The 13434-nt window shown below is 59.1% G+C and carries 13 protein-coding genes, 1 tRNA gene and 2 pseudogenes; 10 read left to right on the forward strand and 6 right to left on the reverse strand.

The genetic code is table 11. The annotated features are described in order from the left end of the window. Window positions 1-23: 23 nt before the first annotated feature. Complete coding sequence (locus QNH97_RS06985; protein WP_283556188.1) at window positions 24-1094, forward strand: AI-2E family transporter; 1071 nt, start codon at window positions 24-26, stop codon at window positions 1092-1094. A gap of 128 nt (window positions 1095-1222) precedes the next feature. Here QNH97_RS06985 and QNH97_RS06990 read toward each other — a convergent pair whose 3' ends face one another. Then, window positions 1223-1696, reverse strand: coding sequence for a peroxiredoxin (locus QNH97_RS06990; protein ID WP_283556189.1), 474 nt, complete (start codon window positions 1694-1696; stop codon window positions 1223-1225). A gap of 10 nt (window positions 1697-1706) precedes the next feature. Continuing rightward, window positions 1707-2267: a glycine cleavage system transcriptional repressor gene (locus QNH97_RS06995; RefSeq protein WP_210643302.1), complete on the reverse strand. Its 561-nt coding sequence runs from the start codon at window positions 2265-2267 to the stop codon at window positions 1707-1709. 316 nt (window positions 2268-2583) lie between these two features. On the opposite strand from QNH97_RS06995, the gene dapA reads away from it, so the two are divergent. The 5 genes from dapA (at window position 2584) to QNH97_RS07020 (ending at window position 6272) form a co-directional block, all read left to right on the forward strand. Next, entirely contained in the window at window positions 2584-3462 is an 879-nt protein-coding gene (gene dapA / locus QNH97_RS07000) for a 4-hydroxy-tetrahydrodipicolinate synthase (RefSeq protein WP_283556190.1), read from the forward strand. A 17-nt stretch (window positions 3463-3479) separates the two neighbouring features. Continuing rightward, on the forward strand, window positions 3480-4595 hold the full coding sequence (gene bamC, locus QNH97_RS07005; RefSeq protein ID WP_283556191.1) for an NlpB/DapX family lipoprotein: 1116 nt from the start codon (window positions 3480-3482) through the stop codon (window positions 4593-4595). Window positions 4596-4599: 4 nt separating this feature from the next. Continuing rightward, on the forward strand, window positions 4600-5358 hold the full coding sequence (locus QNH97_RS07010; RefSeq protein ID WP_283556192.1) for an MBL fold metallo-hydrolase: 759 nt from the start codon (window positions 4600-4602) through the stop codon (window positions 5356-5358). 27 nt (window positions 5359-5385) lie between these two features. Further along, window positions 5386-6099: a phosphoribosylaminoimidazolesuccinocarboxamide synthase gene (gene purC / locus QNH97_RS07015; RefSeq protein ID WP_058543840.1), complete on the forward strand. Its 714-nt coding sequence runs from the start codon at window positions 5386-5388 to the stop codon at window positions 6097-6099. Window positions 6100-6182: 83 nt separating this feature from the next. Next, window positions 6183-6272: transfer RNA gene (locus tag QNH97_RS07020), tRNA-Ser, on the forward strand. 420 nt (window positions 6273-6692) lie between these two features. Here the strand turns inward: QNH97_RS07020 and QNH97_RS07025 are convergent. Beyond that, complete coding sequence (locus QNH97_RS07025) at window positions 6693-6959, reverse strand: short-chain dehydrogenase (protein ID WP_283557436.1); 267 nt, start codon at window positions 6957-6959, stop codon at window positions 6693-6695. A 470-nt stretch (window positions 6960-7429) separates the two neighbouring features. On the opposite strand from QNH97_RS07025, the pseudogene QNH97_RS29435 reads away from it, so the two are divergent. Both QNH97_RS29435 and QNH97_RS29440 read left to right on the forward strand, forming a co-directional pair. Beyond that, window positions 7430-8077 (forward strand): annotated as a pseudogene (locus QNH97_RS29435) (MCP four helix bundle domain-containing protein); the annotation flags it as partial. A 306-nt stretch (window positions 8078-8383) separates the two neighbouring features. After that, window positions 8384-8983: pseudogene (locus QNH97_RS29440) on the forward strand (methyl-accepting chemotaxis protein); the annotation flags it as partial. A 218-nt stretch (window positions 8984-9201) separates the two neighbouring features. On the opposite strand, the gene QNH97_RS07035 reads toward QNH97_RS29440, so the two are convergent. Beyond that, a complete protein-coding gene (locus QNH97_RS07035; protein WP_283556194.1) occupies window positions 9202-9570 on the reverse strand; it encodes a cupin domain-containing protein in 369 nt (122 codons plus the stop codon). An 88-nt stretch (window positions 9571-9658) separates the two neighbouring features. After that, complete coding sequence (locus QNH97_RS07040) at window positions 9659-9850, reverse strand: YegP family protein (RefSeq protein ID WP_283556195.1); 192 nt, start codon at window positions 9848-9850, stop codon at window positions 9659-9661. A gap of 291 nt (window positions 9851-10141) precedes the next feature. Here QNH97_RS07040 and QNH97_RS07045 point away from each other — a divergent pair, with 291 nt between their 5' ends. Beyond that, window positions 10142-10507: a 5-carboxymethyl-2-hydroxymuconate Delta-isomerase gene (locus QNH97_RS07045; RefSeq protein WP_283556196.1), complete on the forward strand. Its 366-nt coding sequence runs from the start codon at window positions 10142-10144 to the stop codon at window positions 10505-10507. Window positions 10508-10510: 3 nt separating this feature from the next. Here the strand turns inward: QNH97_RS07045 and QNH97_RS07050 are convergent, their stop codons facing one another. Next, on the reverse strand, window positions 10511-11443 hold the full coding sequence (locus tag QNH97_RS07050) for a LysR family transcriptional regulator (RefSeq protein ID WP_283556197.1): 933 nt from the start codon (window positions 11441-11443) through the stop codon (window positions 10511-10513). Window positions 11444-11975: 532 nt separating this feature from the next. On the opposite strand from QNH97_RS07050, the gene QNH97_RS07055 reads away from it, so the two are divergent. After that, on the forward strand, window positions 11976-13343 hold the full coding sequence (locus QNH97_RS07055) for a glutamine synthetase family protein (protein WP_283557437.1): 1368 nt from the start codon (window positions 11976-11978) through the stop codon (window positions 13341-13343). Window positions 13344-13434 lie beyond the last annotated feature (91 nt).

A 13434-nucleotide genomic window follows, 5' to 3' on the forward strand; every position in this document is an offset into this window, starting at 1 on the left:
ACAGCGTCTCTTAAGGATTTTTAATGTTCAAGGTGTTACGCGACTGGATTCAGCGCTACTTCTCCGACGAGGAGGCAGTGGTGCTGGCCGTGCTGCTGTTCCTGGCCTTCACGGCGGTCCTCACCCTGGGTGGCATGTTGGCGCCGGTGCTGGCGGGGATGGTGCTGGCGTACCTGATGCAAGGGTTGGTCACGACGCTTGAGCGCCTGCGGTTACCGGGTGCCGTTGCGGTGGGTTTGGTGTTCGCCCTGTTCATGGGCTTGTTGTTGGTGTTCATCGTGGTGATCGTGCCGCTGCTCTGGCACCAGTTGGTGACGTTGTTCAACGAGCTGCCGGGGATGCTTGCCAAGTGGCAGTCGGTGCTGTTGCTGCTGCCCGAGCGCTATCCGCACCTGGTGTCCGACGAGCAGGTGTTACAGGCCATCGAAGTGGTGCGCGGCCAGATCGGCAAGTTCGGCCAGCGGGCGCTGACGTTTTCGCTGTCCAGTTTGCCTCTCCTGGTGAACATCATGATCTACCTGGTGCTGGTGCCGATCCTGGTGTTTTTCTTTCTCAAGGATCGGGAAATGATCGGCCGTTGGGTCCGTGGCTACCTTCCCCGTGAGCGGGCGTTGATTACCCGGGTGGCCCAGGAAATGAATCGCCAGATTGCCAATTACATTCGCGGAAAAGTCATCGAGATTTTCATCTGCGGCGGCGTGACCTATGTCGGCTTCGTGGCCCTGGGGCTCAATTACGCTGCACTGCTGGCGCTGTTGGTGGGGATTTCGGTGGTGGTGCCCTACGTCGGCACGGTGGTGGTAACCGTTCCCGTGGCGCTGATTGCGCTGTTCCAGTGGGGCTGGGGCGATCAGTTCATTTATCTGATGGCGGTCTACGGGATCATCCAGACGCTGGACGGCAACGTGTTGGTGCCGCTGCTGTTCTCCGAGGCGGTGAACCTGCATCCGGTGGCGATTATCTGCGCGGTGTTGTTGTTCGGTGGGCTGTGGGGATTTTGGGGCGTGTTCTTTGCGATTCCCCTGGCGACGCTGTTCAAGGCGGTGCTGGATGCGTGGCCGAGCAAGGAACCGATAGTGGCGCCGTTGCTGTAGCTGACTCATCGGTTGGGGCTGATGGCCTCATCGCGAGCAAGCTCGCTCCCACAGGGGTTGATTAACACCACCAATCCAGTGTGGGAGCGAGCTTGCTCGCGATAGCGCCAGTACAGGCAGCGAAAGTTTCAGCCCTTGTTAAGCGCCTGAGCCGCCGCCAACACCGCATCCACATGCCCTGGAACCTTCACGCCACGCCATTCCTGGCGCAGCACACCGTCCTTGTCGATCAGAAAGGTGCTGCGATCAACGCCTAGGTATTCCTTGCCATAAAGCTTTTTCAGCTTGATCACGTCGAACAGCTGGCAGACGGCTTCGTCCTTGTCACTGATCAGCTCGAACGGAAACTCCTGTTTGCACTTGAAGTTCTCGTGGGACTTGAGGCTGTCGCGGGAGACGCCAAACACTTCGGTGTTGGCGGCCTTGAACTGCGCATACTGGTCACGAAAACCCTGGCCTTCGGTGGTGCAGCCAGGGGTGCTGTCCTTGGGGTAGAAATAAATCACCACCTGCTGGCCTTTTAGGGCCGCGAGGCTGACGGTCTGTCCGCTGGTGGCGGACGCCTGGAAATCGGTAACCGGCTGGTCGACGGCAACGGCCATGAACGTTTCCTTACATTGGGTTTTGTGGGCGCCACGGTTCGATCAGGGCGTCCAGGTTCATCGCATCGGCGAAGTCCAGGAACTGATCGCGCAGCCAACTGATCTGGGTGCCGGCCGGCAGGGTCACGGTGAACGTGGCGTTGAGCATGGTGCCGCCGGTCTGCGGAGCCTGGTAGGTATCGCATGTCAGGTTTTCCAGCTCGACCTGGTGGTCCATGAAAAACTGGCACAGTTCGTTGATGATGTCCGGCCGATAAGCCGAGCTCACATAGGCCACGTAGGGCAGGGCCTGGGGACGGTTCTCCAGGGCGGCGCTGCGTACCACGTTGACGGTGAAGGCATGCTTCTTGGCCAGCACGGGCAGGCTGCCTTCCAGGCGTGCCAGGGCGTCCCAGCTACCGGAGATTTCGAGCACGAGCGCACTGCATTCGCCATGACGGGTCAGGCGTGAGGTCACGACGGCGCAGCGATTTTCATGGCTGGCGCGGCACAGGACGTTAGTCAGCTCCATGGGGTTGGCGCCAAGGGCACTGATAACAAGGAATTGTTCGCGGACTGTGGGGGTGGACATGCAGCATTCCTAAAGCGATGAGCGGTCGGTACTTCATGCAGCTCGACACGGCGTCAGGCCTGGGTAAACGAGCGGTTCAAGCCCTGTGCCTGGGGTTGCGCTGCATTCCGGAACGGCGGGAATGCACCAGGACAAACGCAGGATCGGGGCTTGTGGCGACGAAAACGGAGGCTGGGAACCGGCGAATGAGCTTATCGGTACCGATCAAAGCCTGAAGGGTAGCGAAAACCATCGCCAAGGGGAATGGTAGTTCGCTTGTACAAGCATCTTGGCGCCAGTACCATTACCGCTCTCTTTTTCCGGCAGGAGCGGTTTCATGATTGCGGGCAGTATGGTGGCACTGGTCACACCCATGGATGCACAAGGGCGTCTTGACTGGGTCAGCCTCAGCAAACTCGTGGACTTCCACCTTAACAACGGCACCCACGCCATTGTCGCCGTCGGTACCACCGGCGAGTCGGCAACCCTCGATGTCAACGAGCACATCGAAGTCATCCGGGCCGTGGTCAAGCAGGTCGCCGGCAAGATTCCCGTTATCGCCGGTACCGGCGCCAACTCGACCCGCGAAGCCGTCGAGCTGACCCGCAACGCCAAGGAAGCCGGCGCCGACGCCTGCCTGCTGGTCGTTCCGTACTACAACAAGCCGACCCAGGAAGGCCTGTACCAGCACTTCAAGCATATTGCCGAAGCGGTCGACATCCCGCAGATCCTCTATAACGTGCCCGGCCGCACCTCCTGCGACATGCAGGCCGAGACCGTGATTCGCCTTTCCACTATCCCGAACATCATCGGCATCAAGGAAGCCACCGGCGACATGACCCGCGCCAAAGCCATCCTCGATGGTGTGAGCAAGGACTTCATCGTTCTTTCCGGCGATGATCCGACCGCGGTCGAGCTGATCCTGATGGGTGGCAAGGGTAATATTTCCGTCACTGCCAACGTCGCTCCGCGCGAAATGGCCGACCTGTGCGAGGTGGCGCTCAAGGGCGATGCCGATACCGCACGGGCACTTAACGAAAAACTGATGCCGCTGCACAAAGACCTGTTCCTCGAAGCCAACCCGATTCCGGTGAAGTGGGCTTTGGTCGAAATGGGTCTGATGCATCCAGGCATCCGTCTGCCGCTCACCTGGCTCAGCGAAGCCTGTCACGAACCGCTGCGGCAGGCCATGCGCCAGTCCGGCGTCCTGGTTTAATTGAGGAAGTACAACGCATGAAGCGAATGGCCGGACTTTCCGCACTTGCCTTGATTATCTCCAGCACCAGCGGCTGCGGATGGGTCTGGGGCCCGGAAGGTTACTTCCGCGACCGTGGTAGCGATTACCTGGAAGCGCAACAGACTGCACCGATGCAACTGCCACCCGATGTCAGCGTCGCCAAACGCCTGGATCCGCTGCTGCCGATCCCGCGCAACGTGGCCGACGACAGCGTCAAGGGCGAATACATCGTTCCACGTCCGCAGCCGCTGTCGGCCATGGCCGATGCCAGCGACTACACCCTGCAGAAGAGTGGCGACTCAAGCTGGGTCATGGCCCAGCATCCGCCGGCCGAAGTCTGGCCCGTGGCAATCCAGTTCTTCCAGGACAACGGTTTCCGCCTGGACGAACAGCGCCCGCAGACCGGCGAATTCACCACCACTTGGCAACGTTCCGATGAACTGTCCGCTGCCATGGCCAAGCGCCTGAGCGCCGCGGGCATCGCCGCCGATAGCGAAAGCCGTGTGCGGGTGCGTATCGAGCCAGGTGTGCAGCGCAATACCAGTGAAGTCTACGTGGTCAGCGCCGAGCGTCCTGCCGGCAGCACGGCCGACGTGGCGTTCACCAACCGTTCGGTCAATACCGGGCTCGACGCTGCGCTGGTGGACGACATGCTCGCCAGCATGAGCCGTAACGCGGAGCAGGGTGGTTCGGTCTCGATGCTGGCGTCCAAGGAGTTCGATGCACCGAGCCGCGTCAGCTTGAGCGAAGACGGCAGCGGCAATCCGGTGCTCAACGTCGGCTCCGACCTGGACCGTGCCTGGTCGAGTGTTGGCCGTGCGCTGGAGCAGGGCGAATGGCGGGTTGAAGACATCAACCGTAGCCTGGGCCTGTACTACATCAACCTCGCCGAAAAGGCCGAGAAGAAAGACGAGAAGCCTGGCTTCTTCAGTGGCCTGTTCGGCAGCAAGCCGGACAAGGAAGAGGTTGAAGCCCGTGCCGAGCGTTATCAGGTTCGCCTGAGCAAGGTGGGCGACAACGTCCAGGTGACCGTCGAGAAGAACATCAATACCGTGGCGCCGGCCGATGTGGCGCGCAAAGTGTTGGGCGTGATTCAGGATAACCTGGGCTGATCCGATGCGTTTTGCTGTTCTCGGCAGCGGTAGCCAGGGGAACGGCACGCTGATAGCCAGCGCCGACACGTACGTGCTGGTCGATTGTGGTTTCTCCCTGCGGGAAACCGAGAAGCGCCTGTTGCGCCTGGGTGTGCACCCGGCGCAGTTGAGCGCGATACTGGTGACCCACGAACATGCCGATCACGTGCATGGCGTGGGTTTGCTGTCTCGGCGCTACAATTTGCCGGTCTACCTGAGCCGCGGAACGTTGGGTGGCCTGCGCAAGCCTATCGAGCCTGCCGGTTTCGTGGCCGGGGGCGAACAACTGCGCATTGGCGCCCTGGATATCAGCGTGGTCAGCGTGGCGCACGATGCGCGGGAGCCGACGCAGTATGTGTTCAGCGACGGCGAACGGCGCTTTGGACTGCTTACAGACCTGGGTTCGTATTGTGACAGGGTAATGGACAGCTACCGGGACCTCGATGCGTTGATGATCGAGTCCAACCACTGCCGCGACATGCTGGCGCGCGGGTACTATCCGTACTTTCTCAAGCAGCGGGTAGGCGGAGAGCACGGACATTTGAATAACCACCAGGCGGCGTTCCTGGTGGCCGAGTTGGGCTGGCAAGGCCTGCAACACCTGGTCCTGGCCCATCTGAGCAGCAAGAACAACCTGCCGCAGCTGGCCCGGCAATGTTTTGTCGACACCCTCGGGTGCGACCCGGACTGGCTGCAATTGGCCGATCAAGATTCAGGGCTCGACTGGCGACATATCGCCTAGCCCACTACTTAGCAAGCGGAGCCCATCATGGAAAAACGTGAAGAACTCTACCGCGGCAAAGCCAAATCGGTTTACAAGACCGACGACGCTGACCGCTTGATCCTGTTGTTTCGCAACGACACCTCGGCGTTCGACGGCAAGCGCATCGAACAGCTGGACCGCAAGGGCATGGTGAACAACAAGTTCAACGCCTTCATCATGCAGAAACTCGAAGCCGCCGGCGTGCCGACCCAGTTCGACAAGCTGCTGGGCGACAACGAATGCCTGGTCAAGAAGCTGGACATGATCCCGGTCGAATGCGTCGTGCGTAACTACGCCGCCGGCAGCCTGGTCAAGCGCCTGGGCGTGGAAGAGGGCATGAAGCTCAACCCCTACACCTTCGAGCTGTTCCTGAAGGACGACGCCAAGGGCGACCCGTTCATCAACGAATCCCACGTCGTGGCCTTCGGTTGGGGTACCGCTGAGCAACTGGCCCGCATGAAGGAGTTGTCCCTCAAGGTCAACGAAGTGCTGACCAAGCTGTTCGACGACGCTGGCCTGCTGTTGGTGGACTTCAAGCTTGAATTCGGCGTGTTCAGCGATGGCTCCATCGTCCTGGGTGACGAATTCAGCCCGGACGGCTGCCGCCTCTGGGACAAGGACACCAAGAAGAAAATGGACAAGGACCGCTTCCGCCAAGGCCTCGGTGATGTCATCGAAGCTTACGAAGAAGTCGCCAAGCGTCTGGGTGTGCCGCTGTAATCGACGCAAGCATCTGATAGCACGGAAAAAATTTCGCCCGGGGGTTCGCTTCCGGCGAATGTGCTGGTATGATGCGCGCCACTGGAGAGATGCCGGAGTGGCCGAACGGGACGGATTCGAAATCCGTTGTACTGGCGACAGTACCTAGGGTTCAAATCCCTATCTCTCCGCCATAATTGAATACGACTAAGCCCCTGAAATGTTTGAACATTTCAGGGGCTTTTTCGTTTCTGGCACTGCGCAGTTGATCGATGAAGACTCTCGCCCTTGGCTGGCGATGTACTGCTCAGCATCGAGTCGCAAGTCAATAGCGGCATCGGCCCGCACCCGCCCTCGACACTGATCATCAAGACCTACTTCGAAATAGGAAGCTTGCCAGTGGTTACAAATTTCTCGAACGCTTTCTGACTGTCACGTGCGGCTTGCCGAACATCATGAAATGTCAGTTCATTGTGAACGAGCTTTTTCTGGGGTTTGTCGACTTTTTTTGTGATGGCCATCGGGGCCTCCGTGGCGTTCGTATTCAGCTTCGATGCCATAGACTCGACGCCAATCTATGACGAAGTGGGCCTGGTTGGAGGCCCTTGGCAGGGCTAGGCAGGCTCGGCATCCAGTCGTCTGGCCAAGACATCGAGTAAGTCACAGCCATCCCTTAACGGAATGCAGCACAGTTGTGCGAAATCCTGAAGGACCACTGAGTCGGTGGGAATCTCTCCGCGCATCGCGAGGTTTTCTAAAAACTGGGTAACAGCGCGAATTCTATAGCCTGCTGTATCAAGCAGTATGTGCAGCGGGGCGGTGGTATCGACGAAGAGGGGTTGGTCGTCGGCATTACTGGTAAGAGCCATATATTTATTCATTTCAATGATGTCCAGTTGATTGAGGTGTTCCTCAAATTTGCGGAAACTTCTGAACATTTGTTTTCGAGTCGCCAAACCCGCGTCGCCCTTATGAACGACGCCTGAACTATAGGGCTCCCCTCAGAGTTTCAGCAACGGGCTGATGTGTAGGAGGATTCTTTGAATTATGTAGGTGGGGAATGTCGGAAATTACTCCTAAGCAGCGAGCGCTTTCCCTTAGCGTTTTTAACCCGTTATCTGCTTCCAGCAAGGGCTTTGTCCACCTAAGAAAGCCGCTCAAATGAGCCTCCTCACAAGCTCATTTCGTTGTGACAACCAGACTAATGGTCTATAGCTCAAGGCATGCCTGCCGATAGGTAAGCTAACCCCCCATAGAAGGAGTGCCCCCCATGATGCGGTTCTTTGCCGATTTAGGCTTCCGCTGGAAAATCACCCTTCCCATCGCTTTCCTTGCCGTGTTGCTTGTGCTGATGGGGTGGTCGGGCATGCGTGGCATTGATCAGGTGACGCAGTCCAGCACACAGCTGACTAAGCGTTACTTGCCGGCCATCAGCCTGCTGCTCAATGCCGATCGCGATCTCTACCAGGCTTTTGTTGCCGAGCGCAGCCTGCTTGATGGTCATGCGGACGAGCATCTGAAGGCGTTGAGCGCCAGTCATGAGGAGAATACGAAGCAGGCTTATGATCGCGTGCAGCAATATGCCGTGATGCAGCCGGGGGCTGAGGCACTGGCGTTGGTCAGTCAGTTCAACGACGCTTTTGCCAAGTGGAAGCAGGTTTCGCGGCGGGTCATGGAGCTGTCCGTGGGGAATATGGAGGCAGCCAGCACGCTGAGTTTTGGTGACAGCGAACGTCTGTTCGAGACCATGCGCGATTCCATCGACAAGCTTGGCGAGTTGGAAGACCAGGCGTCGCACCGGGAGGGGGACGCGGCGATCGACAACGGCAAGGAAGTGGGGATGCATCAAGGGGCCATTCTGTTGATCGGGCTGCTTGGCTGTATCTTGGTCGTCGTTGCCCTGCCGCTGGTCGTACTGAGTCCTATGCGCCGCTTACTCAGTCGCGTCGAGCAGATTGCCGAAGGCGGTGGTGATTTGAAGGGGCGCCTTGAGGTGCGTTCGGCTGACGAGTTGGGCCAGCTTGGCAGTGCCTTCAACCGCTTTCTCGACAAACTGCAGCCGCTGATTGCCGAGGTGGGTCGGGTGACCGGGGAGGTCGATGCCGCGGCACGTAACATGGCCAACATGGCGGCGACCAACGACAAACTGATCAGCAGCGAGCATGCGGCGCTGGATCAGGTCAGTACGGCCGCAACCCAGATGAGCGCCGCCGTGCATGAAGTGGCGAGTAGCGCACAGAACGCCTCGGACGCCGCGCAGCAAGCCACCAGCCAGTCCCGTGATGGTGCTGAGGTGGTCAGCAGCACCATCGATTCAATCCGCCAACTGGCCCAGGAGGTGGAAAGCGCTTCGGGCACCATCGAGGCATTGGCCCAGGAGACCTCCAGCATCGGCGCCGTCCTCGAGGTGATTCGTGGCATTGCCGAGCAGACCAATCTGCTGGCACTGAACGCAGCCATCGAGGCCGCGCGGGCGGGCGAGCAAGGGCGCGGTTTTGCCGTGGTGGCCGACGAAGTCAGGGCGCTGGCGGCGCGCACCCAGGATTCGACCAAGGACATCCAGGTTCGTATCGAGCGCCTGCAGTCCGGTGTCGCCAAGGCTGTGCAAGCCATGCATGTCGGTAGCACCAAGGCCCGCGACAGCGTCGAGCGCGCCGCGAGTGTGGATCAGGTGCTCAGCGGCACCGGCGGTTCAATACAGCGGATCAACGACATGGCCGCACAGATTGCCAGCGCCTGTGAAGAGCAGAGCAGTGTCACCGAGGAAATCGCCCGTAATATCTCTGACATCCGTGACTTGTCCAACGAAGCGGCGGAGAACTCTGCCCAGAGCATGCATGCCAGTCAGCAGCTCTCCAACTTGTCGAGGACCTTAGCGGAACTGACCGGCCGCTTCCGCGTCTGAGCCAGGCGTATAAGGGCCGTGTCTCCCCGAACCTCTGGCGGCGCTTACCAGCGTCCGCCTGAGCGCTTTGCATCAGGACGGTTTCCTGCGGCTGCCGGTGGTATTGGACGTTGCGCAGATCACTGACCATGGACCATTAACCCTTTCGTCCTGGCTGCCGTGACACCTCGTCAGCGACGGTTGCCTGGCTCGATTGACTCCCCTCAGGGGGCCTTCACTCAAATCCAGACATCATTGTCCGCCGTGCGCTCATTGGCTTCGCCGGTGTTGATGACCCCGCGTGGCTCGATCAACAGCACTTTCACCTCCTTTGCGGCGTAGGGCTTGTGCTCGACGCCTTTTTTGACGACGTACATCTCTCCCGCGCCAATCGTCACCGCGCTGTCGCGAAAATCGATACGAAGTTCGCCTTCCAGCACGATGAAGGTTTCATCAGTATCGGCGTGGGCGTGCCAGATGAATTCGCCTTCGAGGCGGGCCACCTTGAACTGGTAGTCGTTCATTTCGGCCACCACTTTCGGTGCCCACTGGTCCTGGAACAAGGCGTACTTCTGGGAGAAATTGATCGGGGAGTGATTGGCAGTCATCAGGAAATACTCGCTCTTGGGGGCTTGGAATGATGCCGCAGAAAGCTGCTCACCCGGAGCAGCTCATGGTCGCACAGCGCAACGCTGTTCAGATCTCCTTCACAGGTGTCTCGCCCTGGGCATTTTTGATCAGCCTGATGACGTGAAGGCAGTCAGCTTTGTTGACATAGGATTCGCCGCTGGCGATCGTTTCGTGGTTGCCCGCTCTCAAACGCCAGCGCCACTGACCTTTTCCGGTGTTTTGGGTACCTCGGGTCTGCCTGTAGATTTCAAAATACATCGGTCCGCTCCATGCGATTGACTCATTAAGACATGCTTTGCACATGTCGTTGCAAGCCTAGCCAAGCTGATAGTTTTGGCTATCGCCAATACGTTTCCAATGGTGATGGGATGTTGCCAAAAATTGCAGTGGTTTTGCTCAAGCTGACTCGGACCGGGCGCCATGGATGAACCGCAACGAATTGCGCAAGGCCGGCACGCGACGAAACAAATCCTGCATAAATGAAGAAAGTCGAGGTATGGTTTGCCACGGTTGAACCCTTGGTCATATTTTCGAATTGGAGTCGAACACATGCCTCACCTGCACATGGAATACACCGCCAACCTGCCCAACCTGAAAGCCGACGTAGCGCTGTTGCGCCTGAACAACGCACTGGTGGCGTCCGGTCAGTTTGCCGCCGAGTCAGACATCAAGAGCCGGGCAGTGAAAGTCGAGACTTACCGGGTGGGCACCGGGTTGGGAGAGCGTGGTTTCGTGCATGTGAAGCTGGCCCTGCTGAGTGGCCGCTCACCGGAAATCAAGAAGCAACTGGCCGACAGCCTGTTGGCCGTGATCCAGGAGCTGGACGAATGGCCGACGGACGTTTCCGTGCAGCTGTGCGTGGAAATCCTCGATATCGATCGTGGTCCTTACGCCAAGGCCTTGATCGGTCGGTGACGCTCAGGCGTCTCGCTCGGCGCAGGCCTTGATGATCTGCTCGCGCAGCCAGGTATTGGCGCTGTCCTGATCGGCGGCCAGGCTCCACTGCATGTCCAGGGTAAATCCCGGCAGGCCCTGGGGCGCCTCGTGGTGATTGAAAATCGCCTCATTGGCCAGCAGTTTTTGGATACGGCGGGGCAGAGTGAGGATGAAGTCGGTGCCGGTGATCATCTTCAGTGCCGCACTGTAGCTGTTGGCCCGGGCGGCAAGCTGGCGTTGATGGGCCTGCCGTGACAGCCAACCATCCACCATGTTGCTGGGGGAATTCCAAGGCGTCGGAAAAACGTGCCGGCGCTCCAGGAAAGCCTGAAGGCTCAATTGCGCTTCCAATGGTGTCGCCCGTTTATCCACGACACAGACCAAGTCCTCCTCCAGCAACTGCCGGGATTTTAGATCGTCATGGTTGCTGTGGAAGTTCGGGCCGAAGCAGATCACCAGGTCCAGGCTGCCGTCCCGCAGTTCGTCGGCAGGAATATCAGCTTCGAGTTTATGCACGTTCACCACCACCGGCAGGTTGGCGTAATCGAAGCTTTGCAGCAGTTGCGGCAGGATCAGGTGTTCGAAGTACTCCGGTGCGCAAATGTTGAAGGTCACGGCTTGCCGGGTTGGATCAAAGGTCGGCGCCCCGGCATGGCACAGGTTGATGCTTTGCAAAATGGCACGCACATGACGGTACATGCCCTCGGCCTTATAGGTGGGGCGCATGCCGGTGCGGGTGTTGATAAACAGCTCGTCTTCGAAGCAGGTCCGCAGTTTCTTGAGGCAGTAACTGACCGTTGACTGACTGACGCACAATGCTTCGGAGACGCTGGTCACGTTGCTTTGCTCGTACACGGCGCTAAACACCATGAGATCCTGCATATCGAGCTTTCTGAGAGAGTTACTGTTCAGCATCCGTTCTGTCTCGCTGTGCTCCTTGCGCGGATCTTGCGCAAATCAGACTCGCGATCCTAACGGAACGATGGTCCCAAGAGAATGCCATTCAAACTGTTTCACGGTCGGGAGTGGGACAGAAAATGTAGCGAAGACGACGCGACGATCAATCCTTGAGTCGTTTGCCATTGTTTAGCCTGATCCGATCCAAGCTTCATCAAATCAGTGTGTAACGGCCCATTGTGTCGTGGGACGCTTTGAGAATCTGTTTCCTGTGATGCGCTTATGGACGGTTGGCCCGCGACATTTCGATACTCGTCATTTACCGTGGCCGGCCCGGTCGGTCGACTCATGGCTGCTGTTACCCCCTCTCTCTGCGCGCTGCCCTCTGAACTGGCCTTTTGGGCACTCTGGCATTGCCGCCATGCGCGTCCTCCAGATCCCCGTATTCCCTGTTGAACATCCACGTGTTCGCTGATGGCGAACGCAGATTGGCGGCGCCTTGGCGCCCGTCCGACACGTTAATACGAGCCTTTTCATGAGCCTTTCCAAAATCCCTTTCGCACCTGTGCAACACGCCCAGGCGTTCCTGGCGCAGCACCCGGATATCGAGCTGTTCGAGCTGTTTATTCTCGACAACAATGGTGTGCCTCGGGGCAAGTTGTTGCATCGGGATGAGTTGCTGGCGGTCTACGAAAGTGGTCGACCGTTGCCCAGCACGATTCTCGGCCTGACCCTCAATGGCGATGATGTGGAAAATTCCGGGCTGGTGTGGGACGTCGGTGACATCGATTGCCGAGCCTATCCTCTCAGTGGCAGCTTGCAGCGCATGCCGTGGCGGCTGATTCCTACGGCAGCCGTGCAGGTCAGCATGCATCCTCAAGAAGGCATGCCGGCGACCATTGCCGATCCGCGTTATGTGCTCAGCCAGGTGATCGAGGCCCTGCAGGCGGACGGTTATTACCCGGTAATGGCTGCGGAGCTGGAGTTTTATCTGTTGGACGCGCAGCGCGATAGCCAGGGCCGGCCGCAACCGGCGCGCGACGCTGACGGCGGCCGGCCACGCGCCACCCAGGTCTACGGCTTGCGCGAACTGGAGCAGATCGAGCCGTTCCTCGCGGACCTCTATGCGGCGTGCAAGCTGCAGGGCATTCCTGCCCGGACAGCCATTTCCGAATATGCACCGGGACAGGTGGAGATCACCCTCGAACACCGTACCGATGCCCTGCAAGCCATGGATGAAGCGGTGCGCTACAAGCGGCTGGTCAAGGGTGTGGCGCATAGACACGGCATGCAGGCGTGTTTCATGGCCAAGCCATTCGATCATCTGGCCGGCTCCGGCATGCACATGCACGTCAGCCTGGCGGACAGGGATGGCCACAACCTGTTTGCCAGTGAAGCGGCCGACGGCACGCCGCTGCTGCGCAATGCGGTGGGCGGGATGCTCGAGACCTTGCTCGATTCGCTGTTGCTGTTCTGTCCCAACGCCAATTCCTACCGCCGATTCCAAAGCAACAGCTATGCGCCGCTGGCGGCAACCTGGGGCGTGGACAACCGCACCGTGAGCCTGCGGGTGCCGGGCGGTCCGGCTTTCTCGCGGCACATCGAACACCGCATTTGCGGCGCCGATGCCAACCCGTACCTGGCCGCCGCCGCGATACTGGCCGGCATCCATCACGGCATCCGTGAACAGTGCGATCCCGGGGAGCCTGTTGAAGGCAACGGCTACGCCCAGGCGACTGAGTTATTACCCACTGATTGGCTCACCACCCTGCGTACTCTTGAGGCCTCGACTTGGGCGCGGGGCGCCTTCGGCGACGAATTCCTCGGCGTCTACCTCGCGGTCAAGCGCGCCGAGTACCGGCAGTTCATGGGTGAAGTGGGGGAGCAGGATTGGCGCTGGTATCTGAATCAAGCCTGACGGCCGCTTAAAAAACGGGTGCTTAAAAAATTATTTAGTAGCAACTTTTTCACGAAAAATTGATGGTGGACTTCCTAAAGTTTGTGGTGTC

Source organism: Pseudomonas sp. G2-4 (assembly GCF_030064125.1).
Taxonomy (GTDB): domain Bacteria; phylum Pseudomonadota; class Gammaproteobacteria; order Pseudomonadales; family Pseudomonadaceae; genus Aquipseudomonas.

What these genes read in the sequence shown, in the direction of transcription:
- QNH97_RS07050 (WP_283556197.1), bottom strand. Translation starts at nt 11,443, where the DNA reads ATGCTGAACAGTAACTCTCTCAGAAAGCTCGATATGCAGGATCTCATG.
- QNH97_RS07010 (WP_283556192.1), top strand. Translation starts at nt 4,600, where the DNA reads ATGCGTTTTGCTGTTCTCGGCAGCGGTAGCCAGGGGAACGGCACGCTG.
- QNH97_RS07035 (WP_283556194.1), bottom strand. Translation starts at nt 9,570, where the DNA reads ATGACTGCCAATCACTCCCCGATCAATTTCTCCCAGAAGTACGCCTTG.
- bamC (WP_283556191.1), top strand. Translation starts at nt 3,480, where the DNA reads ATGAAGCGAATGGCCGGACTTTCCGCACTTGCCTTGATTATCTCCAGC.
- QNH97_RS07040 (WP_283556195.1), bottom strand. Translation starts at nt 9,850, where the DNA reads ATGTATTTTGAAATCTACAGGCAGACCCGAGGTACCCAAAACACCGGA.
- QNH97_RS06995 (WP_210643302.1), bottom strand. Translation starts at nt 2,267, where the DNA reads ATGTCCACCCCCACAGTCCGCGAACAATTCCTTGTTATCAGTGCCCTT.
- purC (WP_058543840.1), top strand. Translation starts at nt 5,386, where the DNA reads ATGGAAAAACGTGAAGAACTCTACCGCGGCAAAGCCAAATCGGTTTAC.
- QNH97_RS07045 (WP_283556196.1), top strand. Translation starts at nt 10,142, where the DNA reads ATGCCTCACCTGCACATGGAATACACCGCCAACCTGCCCAACCTGAAA.
- QNH97_RS07025 (WP_283557436.1), bottom strand. Translation starts at nt 6,959, where the DNA reads ATGAATAAATATATGGCTCTTACCAGTAATGCCGACGACCAACCCCTC.
- dapA (WP_283556190.1), top strand. Translation starts at nt 2,584, where the DNA reads ATGATTGCGGGCAGTATGGTGGCACTGGTCACACCCATGGATGCACAA.
- QNH97_RS06990 (WP_283556189.1), bottom strand. Translation starts at nt 1,696, where the DNA reads ATGGCCGTTGCCGTCGACCAGCCGGTTACCGATTTCCAGGCGTCCGCC.
- QNH97_RS06985 (WP_283556188.1), top strand. Translation starts at nt 24, where the DNA reads ATGTTCAAGGTGTTACGCGACTGGATTCAGCGCTACTTCTCCGACGAG.